Origin of the sequence: Pleomorphomonas sp. NRK KF1, from assembly GCF_023721755.1 — a bacterium.
Lineage (GTDB): Bacteria > Pseudomonadota > Alphaproteobacteria > Rhizobiales > Pleomorphomonadaceae > Pleomorphomonas.
This window is the reverse complement of sequence record NZ_JAMDLH010000003.1, coordinates 144,443-158,394: the sequence shown is the minus strand read 5'-3', so window position 1 is coordinate 158,394 and position 13,952 is coordinate 144,443. Positions and strand designations below refer to the sequence as shown.

Sequence of the window (13,952 nt, the reverse complement as noted above, 5' to 3'; positions counted from 1 at the left end):
AAAAATCAGCCGATCCGGATCAGCTCAAGAGCGCGGATATCAGCCTCGTTGCGCGGCCCGTCCATGCCGCCGGGGCTGATATAGGTCTCATTTGCCGAAAGACAGCTCATGTTGAAGAAATTGGCGATTTCCACCCGATAGCTGCCAGCCTGGAGATGCAGCGGCAGCGTCGTCGAACGCCGGAGCGGGTTGACCGGCGTCATGTGAGGCATCTGGACGATGCCCGACGCGATCCGGCGCCCGTCGTCGTCCAACACCGCCACCCGCTTCACCGCGTTGGTGACGCCGGTCTGGATGTGAAAGCTGTGGTTCCGGCAGAGAAGTGCCAGCCGGTAGTCGCCGGCCTCTCGCACAACGACGTCGGCGAAGACCAGCCGGTCACCCACACGATCCACGCCGGAACCATCGATGCCGACAGTCAGAACCGCGCCGGTCTCGATGGCCGCCTCGCGCGAGGGGTGCGAGGCGTTGCCCCCGTCGGCAAAGCGAGCGATCACGCGATAGGCGCGACGCACGCCAGGCCGGAGCGGCAAGGGATCGCGCCACACGACATCCGCCAGATCGACCGCCGCTGCCTCCCCATCCCGCAGCACGGTGAAGAGGAGCGCATCACTTCGCCCCGAGCGCGGAAGCTGCCCCTCAAAGTTCAACCGTACTCGCCCGTCCTCGATGACGAGGTCAGTGATCACCGGCTCGCGCGGCGAGAAGATCTGCGGGTCGTCGTGGGTTGCAGCATCAACGACAGGAATCAGCATGAGATCGGACCTATCGGCGACAAGATCGTCGAAGAACAGCTCGATGAGATTGGCGTCCACCAGTTGTGAGTCGACGATGGAGTCCGACACCAGCGTTCCGTTGAGATGCACCTCACGGAGGGCATAGTACCCCTGCGCGCTGGCGCACGGCGGCAGGTTCAGCACGAGGTCGATACGCCGACCGTGATGGTCAAGGCGATGGAGCACGGCCCTGTCGCCGCCAAGTCGACACCGGACGTGCGCCGTAAGGAAAGGGGCAAGGCGGAAGCCTTCCTTCTCCGGTCGATAGCCGAAGATCGCCCTCATCACCATGCCGAGATAGCCACCGACCGACCAGAGCTGACGGGCCGAGGAAATGCGCGGGCCATCGTCGAACAAGGTGCGGCCGGTCAGCCACTCTTGGTTCTCGACATTGTCGAGATTGAGAGCGGCGGCGCGAACCAGCGAGTCGAAGGCGTGGTCGAACGCTGCGACGGCCTGCGTCTCAGCGGCGGCCAGCAGTTCGTAGGCGGTGACGAAGGGCCAGATGGCCCGGTTGTGGTAGCAGAAGATATCGGGCTGAGCCGGATAATAGACAGGCACACCGAAAGGCACGTGCGGGTAGGATGCCAGAATGCGCCGTGCCCGATCGCGTCCGGTGACGCCGGTCAGGATGGCAAGGGCGAGGCCGAGCATGTCGAACTTCTCGACCGGCCGAGCCGGACTGTCGGGTGTGGTGATCGAGACGTAGAGCCCCTTCCCTTCCAGCCAGAAGCCGCGGTCGATGGCCGCACGAAGTTCGCCTGCCCAGCCGGCGTAACGATCGGCCTTGGCCTTGTCGCCCCGTTCTGAGGCAAGCCGAGCGAGGAGGTCGAGCGCCTTGTAGTGGCAAACGTTGGTGGAAAGCGCCTTGGATGTCGAGATGGTGGTGAGGTCGTCGATCGCCCATGGCGCATAGGTCTGGTCGCGCCAATCAAGGAAGGACTGTTCGCCGCGATAAAGTCCGTCGGCAGCATCGAAGACGGCGAGCCGGTCGGCCTCGATGGTGCCGGACAGCGCGCGATAGGCCGTGTCGGCAAAAGCAGCGCGCGCATCGCCGTGGAGCGTTCCGAGCAGCGCTTCGGCGCCGAAAGCCCAAGAGACGCGATCGGTACTCACCGGCCAACTGCCGCCCGAACCGGTATCCTGGACGATTTGCAAACTACCCACCGGCAGTTCCTCCGGCAGGCCGAGACCGTCACGAAACGGGCTCACCTTGTAGAGAAGCGTCGTGGCTGCCCTCTCCGGGTCGAGCACTGCAAGGCCGAGATGAGTGGCGTAGGAAGCATCGCGGGTCCAGACGTAGGTCCACTTCTCGCCGGTCTGGTAACACTCGCAGGGAATGGGTTCGCCATGGCGATAGGCGCCATCGCGAATGGATGAAACGGCATTGAGCCTTGCATCGTCGACAGCCTGGGCAAAAAGCGCATCGAACAGCGGCGACCCCGTCAGAAGGTGTGGATCAGTCGACCGTTCCTCGATGCGCCTCTGACGCGAAGGGTTGTCGCGCCGGGCGGCCGTCGTCGTCAGCTCGAATACCCGTTTCCCGCCGGACACCCCGACTTTTACATCGACCGTTTCGTCGCGTCCGGATGTCTCTGTCGGATAGGGCGGAAAGGACTGGCTCTCCTCGCGCATGGTCGTCTCCGGAAGCGGGCGAATCGAATTGATGCCTCTCGCTCAGATCTACGTCGGTCGGCCGTCGCCCGGAATACCTGGAGGACAGCCATGCTCAGCCGACGCGGAAGCCGTCGCTGTCGCGGCCGATCAGTTCCCACGGCCAGATCTCCTGGACGAGTGCGCCGCCATAGCTTTCGGCGAAGCGCGACATTGAGGCGAGCAACGCCTGAGCGAGACGCCGCCCGAGCCCGTAAAGGTCAAGCCGGAAGCAGGTGAGCGGTGGCGCCATGAACTGGGCGATGGTCGTGTCGGCCGAGCAACTGAGGATCGCCACGTCGCGGCCGGGCTGCAGGCCGGATTCGGAAAGACAGGCATAAGCGCCGACCACCGCCCGATAATGGGGAAAGATCACCGCCGTCGGGGGCTCGGACATGGCGAGGAAATCCGTCATCGCCTTGTAGCCGCCCTCTTCATGGGTGTCGGCCTTGATCATCAGCGCTTCGTCGACGGCGATGCCTCGGTCCATGAGTTCACGCCGGTAAGCGTCCTGCAACATGGTGTCGAGACGGTAGCCTGGATCGCCTGTGACCAGCGCCACGCGACGATGGCCAAAGCCGGCAAGACGGTCGATGGCGGCGCGCATTGCAAAGTCGAAGTCGAGATCCATCCAGGGATGGCTGCCACCCGACCACGACCGCCCCATGGTGGCGAAGGGGAAATTGCGACCTGCGAGATAATCGAGGCGCGGATCGTTGTCGCGCGTCTCGGCAAGAATGATGGCGTCGGCCTGCCGGCGCTCGACGATGCGCTTCACTCGATCGAGCATATCCATGCCCGGCTTGTTCAGATGGATGACGAGGTCGAGGCCGTGTTCGGCGAACTGGTCCTGAATGCCGCGCGACAGTTCCATGAAGAACATCGTGTCGGTCTTGGAGGTGAGGTCGGTGGAAAGCAACAAGGCAACGACGTTGAGCGTGCCCTGGCGGAGGCTGCGTCCAGCCTGATCCGGGGCATAACCAAGCGCCGCCGCCGCTTCCAGCACGCGCTTGCGAGTCTCGGCGTTGACCTCCGGATGGCCGTTGAGCGCCCGCGACACAGTGCCGATGGAAATGTTGAGATGGCGCGCCAGCTCCTTGATGCCCAATCCCTCATCCTCCCGCCCGCAGCTCAAGCCCAGCTCACAGGGCGACCAATCGTTTCCCTGTCTTCAGCAAAAAATCCGGCGTGCGATCAATAGACGGAACGCCCGGTTTCGTCGAGGCAATCCTCCAGTTCTCCAGCGACAGGGGAGGCAATCCACCGATACAAAAGCCCTTTGACAGAAGACGCCTTCATCGCTATCGTCGTAAACGTTTACGGAATAGACGAAGGCCGTGGAATCGCAAGCCCCACGAAGGTCTTGGCGACGAGCGGCGGACGTGTGGCTCCCCAGTTGGCGGAGCGCCCGGGGAGGAAGACAATGAAGTTCAGCGACGGCAACTGGCTGCTGCCGGCAGGCATGAGCATCGTCAATCCGCATCATGTGCATGCGGTGCGGACGGATGCCCGCAAGGCCGAGATTCTGGCCCTTGCCGTACGTGGTCGCGGTCGCGCCGACCAGATCAACGCGCCGACGCTGACCCTGACGCTGAGCGCGCCGATGGAAGGCGTCATCTGCGTGCGCATCGAGCACCACAGGGGAGCCGCGAAGCGCGGTCCTGCCTTCGAGCTGTTTTCCGACGACACATTCCGGCCAATGATCGCCGATGGCGAGACCGCCCTCTCCTTTACGTCCGGAAGCCTCACGCTCACCGTGTCGAAGGATGGCGATTGGCGCACCGAGGTGACGCGCGGCGGCAAGCGACTGACCGGTACCGGGTTCCGCGAGACGGGCCACGCGAGCGTCGCGGGTGAACCGCCCCATATGTTCGAGCGACTGGACCTTGAGGTCGGCACCTTGGTCTACGGCCTTGGCGAACGCTTCTCCCCCTTCGTCAAGAACGGGCAGAGCATCGACATCTGGAACCAGGATGGCGGCACGTCCACCACGCAGGCCTACAAGAACATCCCGTTCTTCCTGACCAACAGGGGGTGGGGCGTGCTGGTCAACGATCCCGGCCGCGTCGGCTTCGAGGTGGCGTCTGAGAAGGTGTCGAAGGTGCAGTTCGCCACCGAGGGTGAAGCGCTCGAATACTATCTGATCGACGGTCCGACACCGAAGGCCGTCCTTGAGCGCTACACGCGACTGACCGGTCGGCCGGCCCTGCCCCCGGCCTGGTCCTTTGGCCTGTGGCTGACGACCTCGTTCACCACCGACTACGACGAGGGTACCGTCAATTCCTTCGTCGACGGCATGTTCCAGCGCGACATTCCCCTCCACGTCTTCCACTTCGACTGCTTCTGGATGCGCGGCGTCCACTGGTGCGATTTCGAGTGGGATCCGGAGGTGTTTCCCGATCCCGAGGGCATGCTGAAGCGCCTCCGGGACAAGGGACTGAAGATCTGTCTCTGGATCAACCCCTACATCGCCCAGGCCTCGAAGCTGTTCGACGAAGCGGCGGAGAAGGGGTACCTCCTGAAGCGGCCCGATGGCAGCGTCTGGCAGTGGGATCTCTGGCAGGCCGGACAAGGCATTGTCGACTTCACCAATCCCGAGGCGGCGACATGGTATGCCGGCCATCTCAAGCGCCTTGTCGCCATGGGTGCCGACGCTTTCAAGACCGACTTCGGCGAGCGAATCCCGACCGATGTCGTCTGGCACGACGGCTCGGACCCGCAGAAGATGCACAACTACTACCCCTTCCTCTACAACAAGGTGGTCCACGACGCCTTGATCGAGACGCGGGGCGAAAGTGTGCTGTTCGCCCGTTCGGCCACCGTCGGTGGCCAGCAGTTCCCCGTGCACTGGGGCGGCGATTGCTACTCCGACTATCCGGCCATGGCCGAAACGCTGCGCGGCGGGCTGTCGCTCGGCCTTTCCGGCTTCGGCTTCTGGAGCCACGACATCGGCGGCTTCGAGAATACTGCCGAGGCCGACGTCTACAAACGTTGGTGCGCCTTCGGCCTCCTCTCCAGCCACAGCCGCCTGCATGGCTCCAAATCCTATCGCGTGCCCTGGCTGTTCGACCAGGAGGCGGAAGCGGTGCTCAGGGACTTCGCACGTCTCAAGTGCTCGCTGATGCCCTACCTCTACGGTGCCGCCGTCGAGGCATCGGAAACCGGTGTGCCGGTGCTCAGGGCCATGCTGCTGGAGTTTCCCGATGACCCGGGCGTCGAGACGCTCGACCGGCAGTTCATGCTGGGCTCGGCCCTGCTTGTCGCCCCGGTTTTCGATAAGGACGGCGAGGTCACCGTCTATCTGCCGGCCGGACGCTGGACGCAGCTTCTCACCGGCGAAGTCGTCGAGGGCCCTGTCTGGCGGCGCGAGACGCATGACGTCATGAGCCTGCCCCTTTACGTGCGACCGGGCAGTCTCGTCGCCTTTGGCGGCAACGACCGGCGGCCAGACTACGACTACACCGACGGCGTCACCTTTGCCCTCTATGAACTCGCCGACGGCGCCAGCGTCACCGCAACGGTTCCGGACTATCGAAACGGCGCGCTGGCCCTGGCGCTGACGGTGCGCCGCGACGGCGACGTGATCACCGCGACGCCCGATCGGGACCAAACCTACGCGCTTCGCCTCGTCGGCATCCGCCATGTCGCCGCCGTCGACGGCAGCGACGATTTCGACCAGCGTTCCGGCGGCGTTACCCTCCGCGCCGCCGGCTCGCTTCGGATCACCCTCCCACCGGCCTGATGGCTGCGCCATTCACGGCGACGATCCGAAGCAAGAACCCCGGAAGCATGGCTTCCGGGGTTTTTCTTGGTCCATCGAGAAGGATCGCCGTCAGAGGCGCTTTTCCGTCGCCCCGTCGAAGACATGGACAGCCGTATCGGCGAACGCCAGACCGACGAGATCGCCATTGGCGACCATCCGGCGGCCGGTCTCCACCACCATCAGTTCTGGGTTCGTCGCGGTGGATACGAAGGTCGTGGAGCCGGTGGATTCGGTAAAGGCGACGGGAGCGTCGAAACGGCCTTCTCCAGGCGCGGTCAAGGTGATGTGTTCCGGCCGAATACCGATCAGCACGCTGGAGCCGATGGGCGCGGCAACGGGGATCGTCAGACGGATCGGCCCCTTGCCCAGATCGATCGTCGCGGCGCGCCCCTCCGCCACCGTCGCCGGCAGGAAGTTCATGGCGGGGGAGCCGATGAACCCGGCAACGAATTTATTCGCCGGCTTATCATACAGATCGAGTGGCCGCCCCTGCTGTTCGATGATGCCGGCCCGCAGGACGACGACGTGATCGGCCATGGTCATGGCCTCGATCTGATCGTGCGTCACATAGACCGAGGTTGCGCCAAGCCGATCATGCAGGGCGCGAATCTCCTTGCGCATGTGAACCCGCAAGGCCGCGTCGAGGTTGGACAGAGGCTCGTCGAACAGGAAAGCCTTGGGGTTGCGGATGATCGCCCTGCTCATGGCTACGCGCTGGCGCTGTCCGCCGGAGAGCTCTCGCGGATAACGATGCAGAAGATCGGACAAGCCAGTGGTCGCGGCCACCTCGGCAGCAGCCTTCTTGCGCTCGCCCTTAGAGACGCCATGAACCCGCAGCGAGTAGGTGAGGTTCTCCTCGACCGTCATGTGCGGATAGAGGGCGTAGGACTGGAACACCATGGCAACGTCGCGCTTGCGCGGCGGCAGCGTCGTCACCACCTCGCCGGCGATGGAGATGTCGCCACCGGTGATCTTTTCCAGGCCGGCCAGCGAGCGCAGCAGCGTCGACTTGCCGCAGCCCGAGGGACCGACGAGGGCGACGAAGCTGCCCTTGCCGATGGAAAGATTGATGTCCTTCAGCGCATGGTAGGCGCCGTAGTGCTTGTTGACGCCGGAAAATTCGATCTGCGTGGTCATTTCAGGGCTCCGGAGGTCAGGCCAGAGACGATGCGCCGCTGCAGCAGCACGAAGGTCGCCAGAATGGGGGTCACGTAGATCGAGGCGAAGGCCATGATCCGGTTCCATTCGTTGGTGTTCGGGCCCATGAAAGCATTGAGGCCGACCGAGCTCGGCTGCAGCTCAATCTCCTGGATCAGCGACTTCGAATAGACGAACTCGCCGAAGGCCTGCATGAAGATCAGGATGGCGGAAACGAGGATGCCGTTGCGGGCGAGCGGCAGCACGATCGACCAGAAGGCACCGACGCGCGAGTTGCCGTCGACGAGCGCCGCCTCTTCCAGCTCCATCGGCACGCTCATGAAGGTGGCGCGAACCAGCACGATGAAGAAGGGCATGCTCTTGGCGGCGATCGCCAGGATCACTGCGGTGCGAGGAAAGTCGAGAATGCCGGTCAGCGTGAACAGCACGAAGATCGGCGTGATCATCAGCGAGGCCGGCAGCACCTGCAGCATCAGCACCAGGAACAGGCCGACATCGACCCAGGCGTTGCGATAGCGGGCGAGCACATAGGCGGCGCCGGTGCCGAGCACGGCGATCAACGCCACCGATCCCGACGCGATCACCGCCGAGTTCCACAGGAACCGACCCATGCCCTTCAGCTGGAAAACGAAGGGAAAGATCGACCACTGGGGGTCGTCGGGCCAGAAGGACGGCGGCGTGGCGAACATCTCCGAGCCGGTCTTCAGCGCGGTGATGTACATCCAGTAGAGCGGAAAGAGGTAGATGGCGGCAAGCAGCAGCGCGATGACGAGCAGCAGCCGGTTTCTGAAGGTCTCGCTCATCCTCTCACCTCGTGGCGGGTCGACCGGACGTAGTAGACGGATGCGAGCATCACAACGACGATCATGATCACCGAAATGGCCGCCCCTTTGGCGAAGTCGTACTGCTTGAACGAGAGGTCCCAGGCCCAGTATTGCGCGACGTTGGAGGAGTTGTTGGGACCGCCGGCGGTAATGGCGGCGAACAGGTCGAACTGCTGCAACGTGAAGATCAGGCCGAGCGAGATCAGAGCGCCGATGGTCGAGCGCATCATCGGCAGCGTGATCGTCCAGAAGCGGGTCAGGGCTCCGGCGCCGTCGAGTTCCGCCGCCTCATAGAGATCGTCGGGGATCGACGACAGACCAACCGACAGCAGGATCATGTTGAAGGAGGCGCCGAGCCAGATGTTGGCGATGATGACGCTCCACAGAGAAAAGGCCGGGTCGGAGCGCCAGAAGACGTTGTCCGAGATGATGTGAAGTTGGTGCAGGACGAAGTTGAAGACGCCGAAATCACCCGACAGCAGCCAGTTCCAGACTGCGCCGACCACGAGGCCCGGCATCACCCAGGACACCAGAAACAGGCCGCGCAGCCAGGAAGCGCCTGGGAAGTTCATCCAGAAGAAAAGGGCAAGCGCAAAGCCGAGCAAGAACTGGCCGGCGATGGAGGCAACCAGAAAGGTCGCCGTATGGCCCATGATCGGCCAGAACTCGGGCTGGGCGATCAGCTGGCGGTAGTTCTCATGGCCGACCCAGGGGCGGATGAAGCTGCCGAGGCTGAACATGTCCACGGCCTGGAAGCTCATGACCACGTTATAGATGAGCGGCACGCCGGAGAGCACGATGAGAAAGGCGAGCGGGATGCCGATCAGGCAGAGATCGAATCCCCGGCCATCGACAAGGCTTGAGTAGAGGCGTCGCATCGGTCCTCCCCGCATCCGCGTCCGGCCCGACCGCCGGCACGGAGCATCGCCCTTGCCGGGCAATGCGGTCTACACAAAAGGCAGCGCTTCGGCCGAAGCCGAAGCGCAATCTTCAATCCGCTCAGCCCAGGATGCCCTGGATGGTGGCGGCGGCCTGATCGAGCGCGTCCTTGGGCGTCGCCTGGCCGGTAAGCGCCGACTGGATCGCGTCCTGGATGGCCTTGGAGATCTTCATCCAGTCGGGATGCGGGCCACGGGGCTGGGCGTATTTCAGCTGCTCCATGAACACCTTGACGGCGGCATCCTTCTTGGCGTCACCGGTCGTGGGGATCTCGATGTTGGCGCGAGCGGCGAGCTGCCCCCAGTCCGGGAAGACGCGCGGATCCTGCGACACGAAGTATTCGAGCGCCTTGAAGGCCGCGTCGGGATTCTTGGAGCTCTTGAAGATCGCCCAGTTGAAATCGCCCATGGCCGACGAACGCGGCGCGCCGGCTTCCGGTACGGGCATGAGCGTCACGCGCCAGTCGAACTTCGCCTCCTGCGACATGCGGTTGAGCTCCCACGGCCCGGAGATGACCATGGCGGCATTCCCCGAGTTGAAGGTGCCGGTGGAATCCCACTGGCCGCGCGTCAGAGTGTCGGGCGAAGCCAGCTTCTCGTCGAGCAGCGTCTTCCAGATGGTCAGCGCGCGAACGGCGCCATCGGTGTTGATCTTGTCGAAGCCGCCGCCGGTCATCTGGGCCCAGGGCAGGAACTGGAAGGTGCCTTCCTCGGAGGCCTTGGCCGAGAAGGCGATGCCGTAGACGTTGTTGGCGGGGTCGTTGAGCTTGCGGGCGGCGTCGACCATCTCGTCCCAGGTCTGCGGCGGCTTGTCCGGGTCGAGCCCCTTCGCCTTGAACATGTCGGCGTTGTAGTAAAGGGCGATGGTGTTGGTAGCCTTGGGCACGCCGTAGATCTTGCCGTCCCATGTGACGGAGGCAAGCGGACCGGGGAAGTAGTCTTCCTTGTGGATCACGTCGGACTTGGCAATGCGATCGGTGAGGTCGAGGAAGACGCCGTGCGAGGCGAACAGCGCATGCTCGGGATTGTCGATGGCGATGATGTCGGGCGCCTGACCGGTGGAGTAGGCGCGCATGGCCTCGGACGTGACGTCATCGAAATGGATCTGCCGGTAAACGACCTTGATGTCGGGGTTCTTCTCGCCGAATTCCTTGGCGAGGTTGAGGCCCGGCTGGCGCTCGTCGTCCTGGCACCAGATGGTGATGGTGACGGGGTCGGCGGCATGCGCCGCCATGCCGAACGTCGCGGCGCCGGCGTAGAGCACCGCCCCCAGGATTGCCGATGTCTTCATGCTCCCTACTCCTCCACAGTTGGCCGACCGGTCCGGGCCGAAGATGGCCTTGAGACCAGGACAGGCAGGTGGCGTTCCGACAGGTTGTCCGGCCTCAAAAGGACAAAGTTCCGCGTTCGTCATCCGTACTCGCCAGCACGGTCATGACGCTCGAAGGCCCCAGCCCGGACAGGACTTTCCTCCCTGCCTGCTCGCTCCCGTAAACGTTTACGACGTTATGCGGAAAGGCTTGCCACTGTCAAGCCGCCAGAGGTCGCCTGGACCGTGCGGCATGTCGGGGAGGACAGACAATACGCGTTCCGTTTGCTCTGGTTGCATCCAGCTCAAACGGGTTTCGGCCTGGCCGGCCGGCGCCCGGTCGGGCGCTTCCGCTTCCGTCAGGTTCCGCCCAAAAGGTCGAAACCTGACGGAAGCGGTGTAAGGAGACGGGGGACTCCGTGCGGCGGCCCCAATCCGGGCGCTCCACGAATGAAAACCGCGCCGCTCCAGATGTCCGGAACGGCGCGGCGAAAAGGCTCTGATCGAGGCTGTCAGGCGGCGTCGTAAAGGCGACGCTCGACCATGAAGCTGCCACGCAGACCATGAAGAAGCTTGGCGCCTGCCAGCACGGCCAGATCGACCAGCGGCTCGACGATGATCACCAGCATGTAGGCTCCGCCGAACGAACCGATGGCGGCGAAGTTGTCGACGGTGAAACCCTGGCCATAGAAGGCCCAGAAGCCGACCCAGGCGACGATGCCCGCCTGATAGGCGGTGGAAAGAGCCAGTGCCTGTCGGTACTTCAGCTCGACATAAGGCGTTGCCGGCGCGATGACGCGGCTGGCGAGAGCCGAGAGGCCGAAGAGCGGCACCAGAAGCGTGGTGACGTTCATGCCGTATTGCGGCAGATCGAACTGGGCGAAGAACAGCCCCTGAATCAGAAGACCCAAGGCAAGACCGATGGCCGCGGGAGCGGCGCCGAACAGCAGGAACAGCGTCGATCCGAGAATGAGGTGCACCTCGGAGACGCCGACCGGATAGTGCGGCAACACCTCGAAGAAGGAAAAGACGAGCGCGGTCGTGGCCACGGAGCGCAGGCCAAGCGACAGAACGCCGGTCTCCCGCGCCATCTTCCAGGCGAGCGTCAGGCCGTAGCCGGCAGCGCCCGTCGCCGTGAGATAGCTGAGCCACAGTTTACCATCGGCCACCAGGCCGGGTTCGATATGCATGTCGGTCTCCTTTTCCGTCTCACCCGACGGAATCCGAATGTTTGTCCAAGGCCGGTCTCCTGGCTCGCGGATCGCTGCCTGCCGTCCGCCTTCCCGGGAAAATCCCAGTGGCATTCCGGACGGAGGCTCACCGCGCACAGTCGCGGGGGCGGCCGGGGTTTCGGATCGTGATCCTTCCCCGTTCCCGTTTCATCTCGGCGGCCGAATGCCGCCGAAACACCTTGCACACGATCACCTGCCGACAAGCGGCAACGACTGTCAAGCCGATTCGGTCCCGGGAACATTGGCGGCCGGGCATCGCCGAGACTGATTTTTCTGTGGATTGTCAATGGGTTGAAATCTGACCATCTGGTCAAAATGTACGTTTTCGTCTTAGAAATCAGCATGTCACGCGCCTGACCGTCCGACATGCTAGTAGAAGGCTGCTCTTTCGCCTGCGCAGGTGTTGGGGATAGTGACCATCTCGCCTTTCCCATGCGGCCGCCCACGGGGGGACGGACCGGGGACAACAGACGAGACAATCATGACAACAAGCCCAACCGAAGGCTGGTTTCCGCACTGGAAACTGACCACCGCCGATCGCGTCGCGCCGGAAGAGCGCTTGCCCTGGCCGCAGACCCTGATCGCCGGTTTCCAGCACGTTGTCGCCATGTTCGGCTCGACGGTGCTTGCGCCGATCATCATGGGCTTCGACCCCAACGTCGCCGTGCTGTTCTCCGGCATCGGCACGCTGATCTTCTTCCTCGTGGTCGGTGGGCGCGTGCCTTCCTACCTCGGATCGAGCTTTGCCTTCATCGCCGTGGTGATGGCCGCCTCGGGCTATGCCGGTACCGGCACCAACGTCAACATCGGCGTGGCGCTCGGCGGCATTATCGCGGCCGGTGCGCTCTACGCGCTGATCGGCCTGATCGTCATCAAGATCGGCTACCAGTGGATCGAGAAGCTGATGCCGCCGGTTGTCACCGGTGCCATCGTCGCGGCGATCGGCCTCAACCTGGCGCCAATCGCCGTCAAAGGCATCTCCGCGACCGGCTTCGATCGGACAGTCGGCCTCATCACCATCGTCGCCGTCGGCGCTGCCGCCGTCTATGCGCCGGGCATGCTGCGCCGCATTCCGGTGCTGATCGGCGGCCTCGTCGGTTATGTGGTCTATTGGCTGGGAGCCGCCTCGTTCGGCGACGCGCCGATCGATTTTGCCAAGCTCGACGCCGCGCCCTGGTTTGGTCTGCCGACCTTCACCGCGCCGACCTTCTCGACCAGCGCCATGGCGCTGATCGCGCCGGTGGCGATCATTCTGGTCGCCGAGAATCTCGGGCACATCAAGGCAATCGGCGCCATGACCGGCCGCAGCCTCGATCGCTACGTCGGCCGAGCGTTCCTCGGCGACGGACTTGCCACCATGCTGTCGGGTTCCTTCGGCGGCACCGGCGTCACCACCTATGCCGAGAACATGGGCGTGATGGCGGTGACCAAGATCTACTCGACGCTGATCTTCGTGGTGGCGGCCGTGATCGCCATCCTGCTCGGCTTCTCGCCGAAGTTCGGTGCGCTGATCGGCACCATCCCCGGTCCGGTGATCGGTGGTCTGTCCATCGTCATCTTCGGCCTGATCACTGCGACGGCTGGTCGGATCTGGGTGGAGAACAAGGTCGACTTCTCCGAAACCAAGAACCTGATCACCACCGCGGCAGCGGTGATCGCCGGTGCCGGCGATCTCACGCTCAACATCGGCGGCTTCACGCTGGGCGGCATCGGCACCGCGACCTTTGGCGCCATCCTGCTCTATGCGCTGCTCGATCGCGCCCCGAAACAGGCCTAGCGAGGAACCGGGCCGATCTATTCGATCGGCTCCGGATCGAACCTGGCCCACTGATGCCCACCGGCCGACGCCGGTGGGTTTTTTCTTTCGCGGGGATCCAACCCGTTCGGTTTGCCGAAGCGGCTGATGTTCGCATCGCCCCACGTCTTCAGAGCCATCAGCACCGGCTCCATCGAGCGGCCGAGCGGCGACAATGAGTATTCCACCTTCGGCGGAACCTGAGGATAGACCGTGCGTACCACCAGCCCATCTTCTTCCAGCTCGCGCAATTGGTTGGTCAGCATGCGCGGCGATACCAGGACGAGAATTCGGCTCAACTCGCCGAAGCGCAGCGTCCTCGCCAGAAGATGAAAGAGGATCACCGACTTCCACTTGCCATCGATCAGTCCGATGGCCGCTTCAACCGAACACCCCGGCACGCAGTCAAAGCGGGAATGCCGGACCTTGGCCATGACACTATCCTTTTCTGCAGTATCTGCGTTCGTTGTGCGTATTGGCACCTTTCGTCTGTAAGGACAATTA

At 63.7% G+C, this 13,952-nt stretch carries 10 protein-coding genes and 1 riboswitch; of the genes, 2 read left to right on the top strand and 8 right to left on the bottom strand.

What is annotated here, in order from left to right:
• Nucleotides 1–5: 5 nt before the first annotated feature.
• Together M4J39_RS10175 and M4J39_RS10170 are read right to left on the bottom strand one after the other, a co-directional pair.
• A complete protein-coding gene (locus M4J39_RS10175; protein WP_251727733.1) occupies nucleotides 6–2,411 on the bottom strand; it encodes a hypothetical protein in 2,406 nt (801 codons plus the stop codon).
• A 94-nt stretch (nucleotides 2,412–2,505) separates the two neighbouring features.
• Nucleotides 2,506–3,537, bottom strand: a complete 1,032-nt coding sequence (locus M4J39_RS10170; protein WP_251727732.1) for a LacI family DNA-binding transcriptional regulator — start codon at nucleotides 3,535–3,537, stop codon at nucleotides 2,506–2,508.
• 315 nt (nucleotides 3,538–3,852) lie between these two features.
• Between M4J39_RS10170 and yicI the strand changes: the two genes are divergently transcribed.
• A complete protein-coding gene (gene yicI, locus M4J39_RS10165; protein ID WP_251727731.1) occupies nucleotides 3,853–6,171 on the top strand; it encodes an alpha-xylosidase in 2,319 nt (772 codons plus the stop codon).
• A 90-nt stretch (nucleotides 6,172–6,261) separates the two neighbouring features.
• On the opposite strand, the gene M4J39_RS10160 is transcribed toward yicI, so the two are convergent.
• The 5 genes from M4J39_RS10160 to M4J39_RS10140 all read right to left on the bottom strand — a co-directional run bounded on the left by M4J39_RS10160 (nucleotide 6,262) and on the right by M4J39_RS10140 (nucleotide 11,611).
• Nucleotides 6,262–7,329 (bottom strand): ABC transporter ATP-binding protein, encoded by a 1,068-nt coding sequence (locus tag M4J39_RS10160; RefSeq protein WP_251727730.1) that lies wholly within the window; start codon nucleotides 7,327–7,329, stop codon nucleotides 6,262–6,264.
• Nucleotides 7,326–8,153, bottom strand: coding sequence for a carbohydrate ABC transporter permease (locus M4J39_RS10155; protein WP_251727729.1), 828 nt, complete (start codon nucleotides 8,151–8,153; stop codon nucleotides 7,326–7,328). The genes M4J39_RS10160 and M4J39_RS10155 overlap by 4 nt, the downstream gene beginning before the upstream one ends.
• Nucleotides 8,150–9,052 carry a carbohydrate ABC transporter permease gene (locus M4J39_RS10150; protein ID WP_251727728.1) on the bottom strand — a complete coding sequence of 301 codons (903 nt, stop codon included), beginning with the start codon at nucleotides 9,050–9,052 and terminating at the stop codon, nucleotides 8,150–8,152. Before M4J39_RS10150 ends, M4J39_RS10155 begins: the two co-directional genes overlap by 4 nt.
• Before the next feature lie 121 nt (nucleotides 9,053–9,173).
• A complete protein-coding gene (locus tag M4J39_RS10145) occupies nucleotides 9,174–10,403 on the bottom strand; it encodes a sugar ABC transporter substrate-binding protein (RefSeq protein ID WP_251727727.1) in 1,230 nt (409 codons plus the stop codon).
• 530 nt (nucleotides 10,404–10,933) lie between these two features.
• Nucleotides 10,934–11,611, bottom strand: a complete 678-nt coding sequence (locus M4J39_RS10140; RefSeq protein ID WP_251727726.1) for an energy-coupling factor ABC transporter permease — start codon at nucleotides 11,609–11,611, stop codon at nucleotides 10,934–10,936.
• A gap of 31 nt (nucleotides 11,612–11,642) precedes the next feature.
• A riboswitch (cobalamin riboswitch) is annotated at nucleotides 11,643–11,850 on the bottom strand.
• 284 nt (nucleotides 11,851–12,134) lie between these two features.
• On the opposite strand from M4J39_RS10140, the gene M4J39_RS10135 reads away from it, so the two are divergent.
• A complete protein-coding gene (locus M4J39_RS10135) occupies nucleotides 12,135–13,430 on the top strand; it encodes a solute carrier family 23 protein (RefSeq protein ID WP_251727725.1) in 1,296 nt (431 codons plus the stop codon).
• A gap of 17 nt (nucleotides 13,431–13,447) precedes the next feature.
• Here M4J39_RS10135 and M4J39_RS10130 read toward each other — a convergent pair whose 3' ends face one another.
• The gene (locus M4J39_RS10130) at nucleotides 13,448–13,882 is read right to left on the bottom strand and encodes a helix-turn-helix domain-containing protein (RefSeq protein WP_251727724.1); all 435 of its coding nucleotides are present in this window, start codon (nucleotides 13,880–13,882) and stop codon (nucleotides 13,448–13,450) included.
• Nucleotides 13,883–13,952 lie beyond the last annotated feature (70 nt).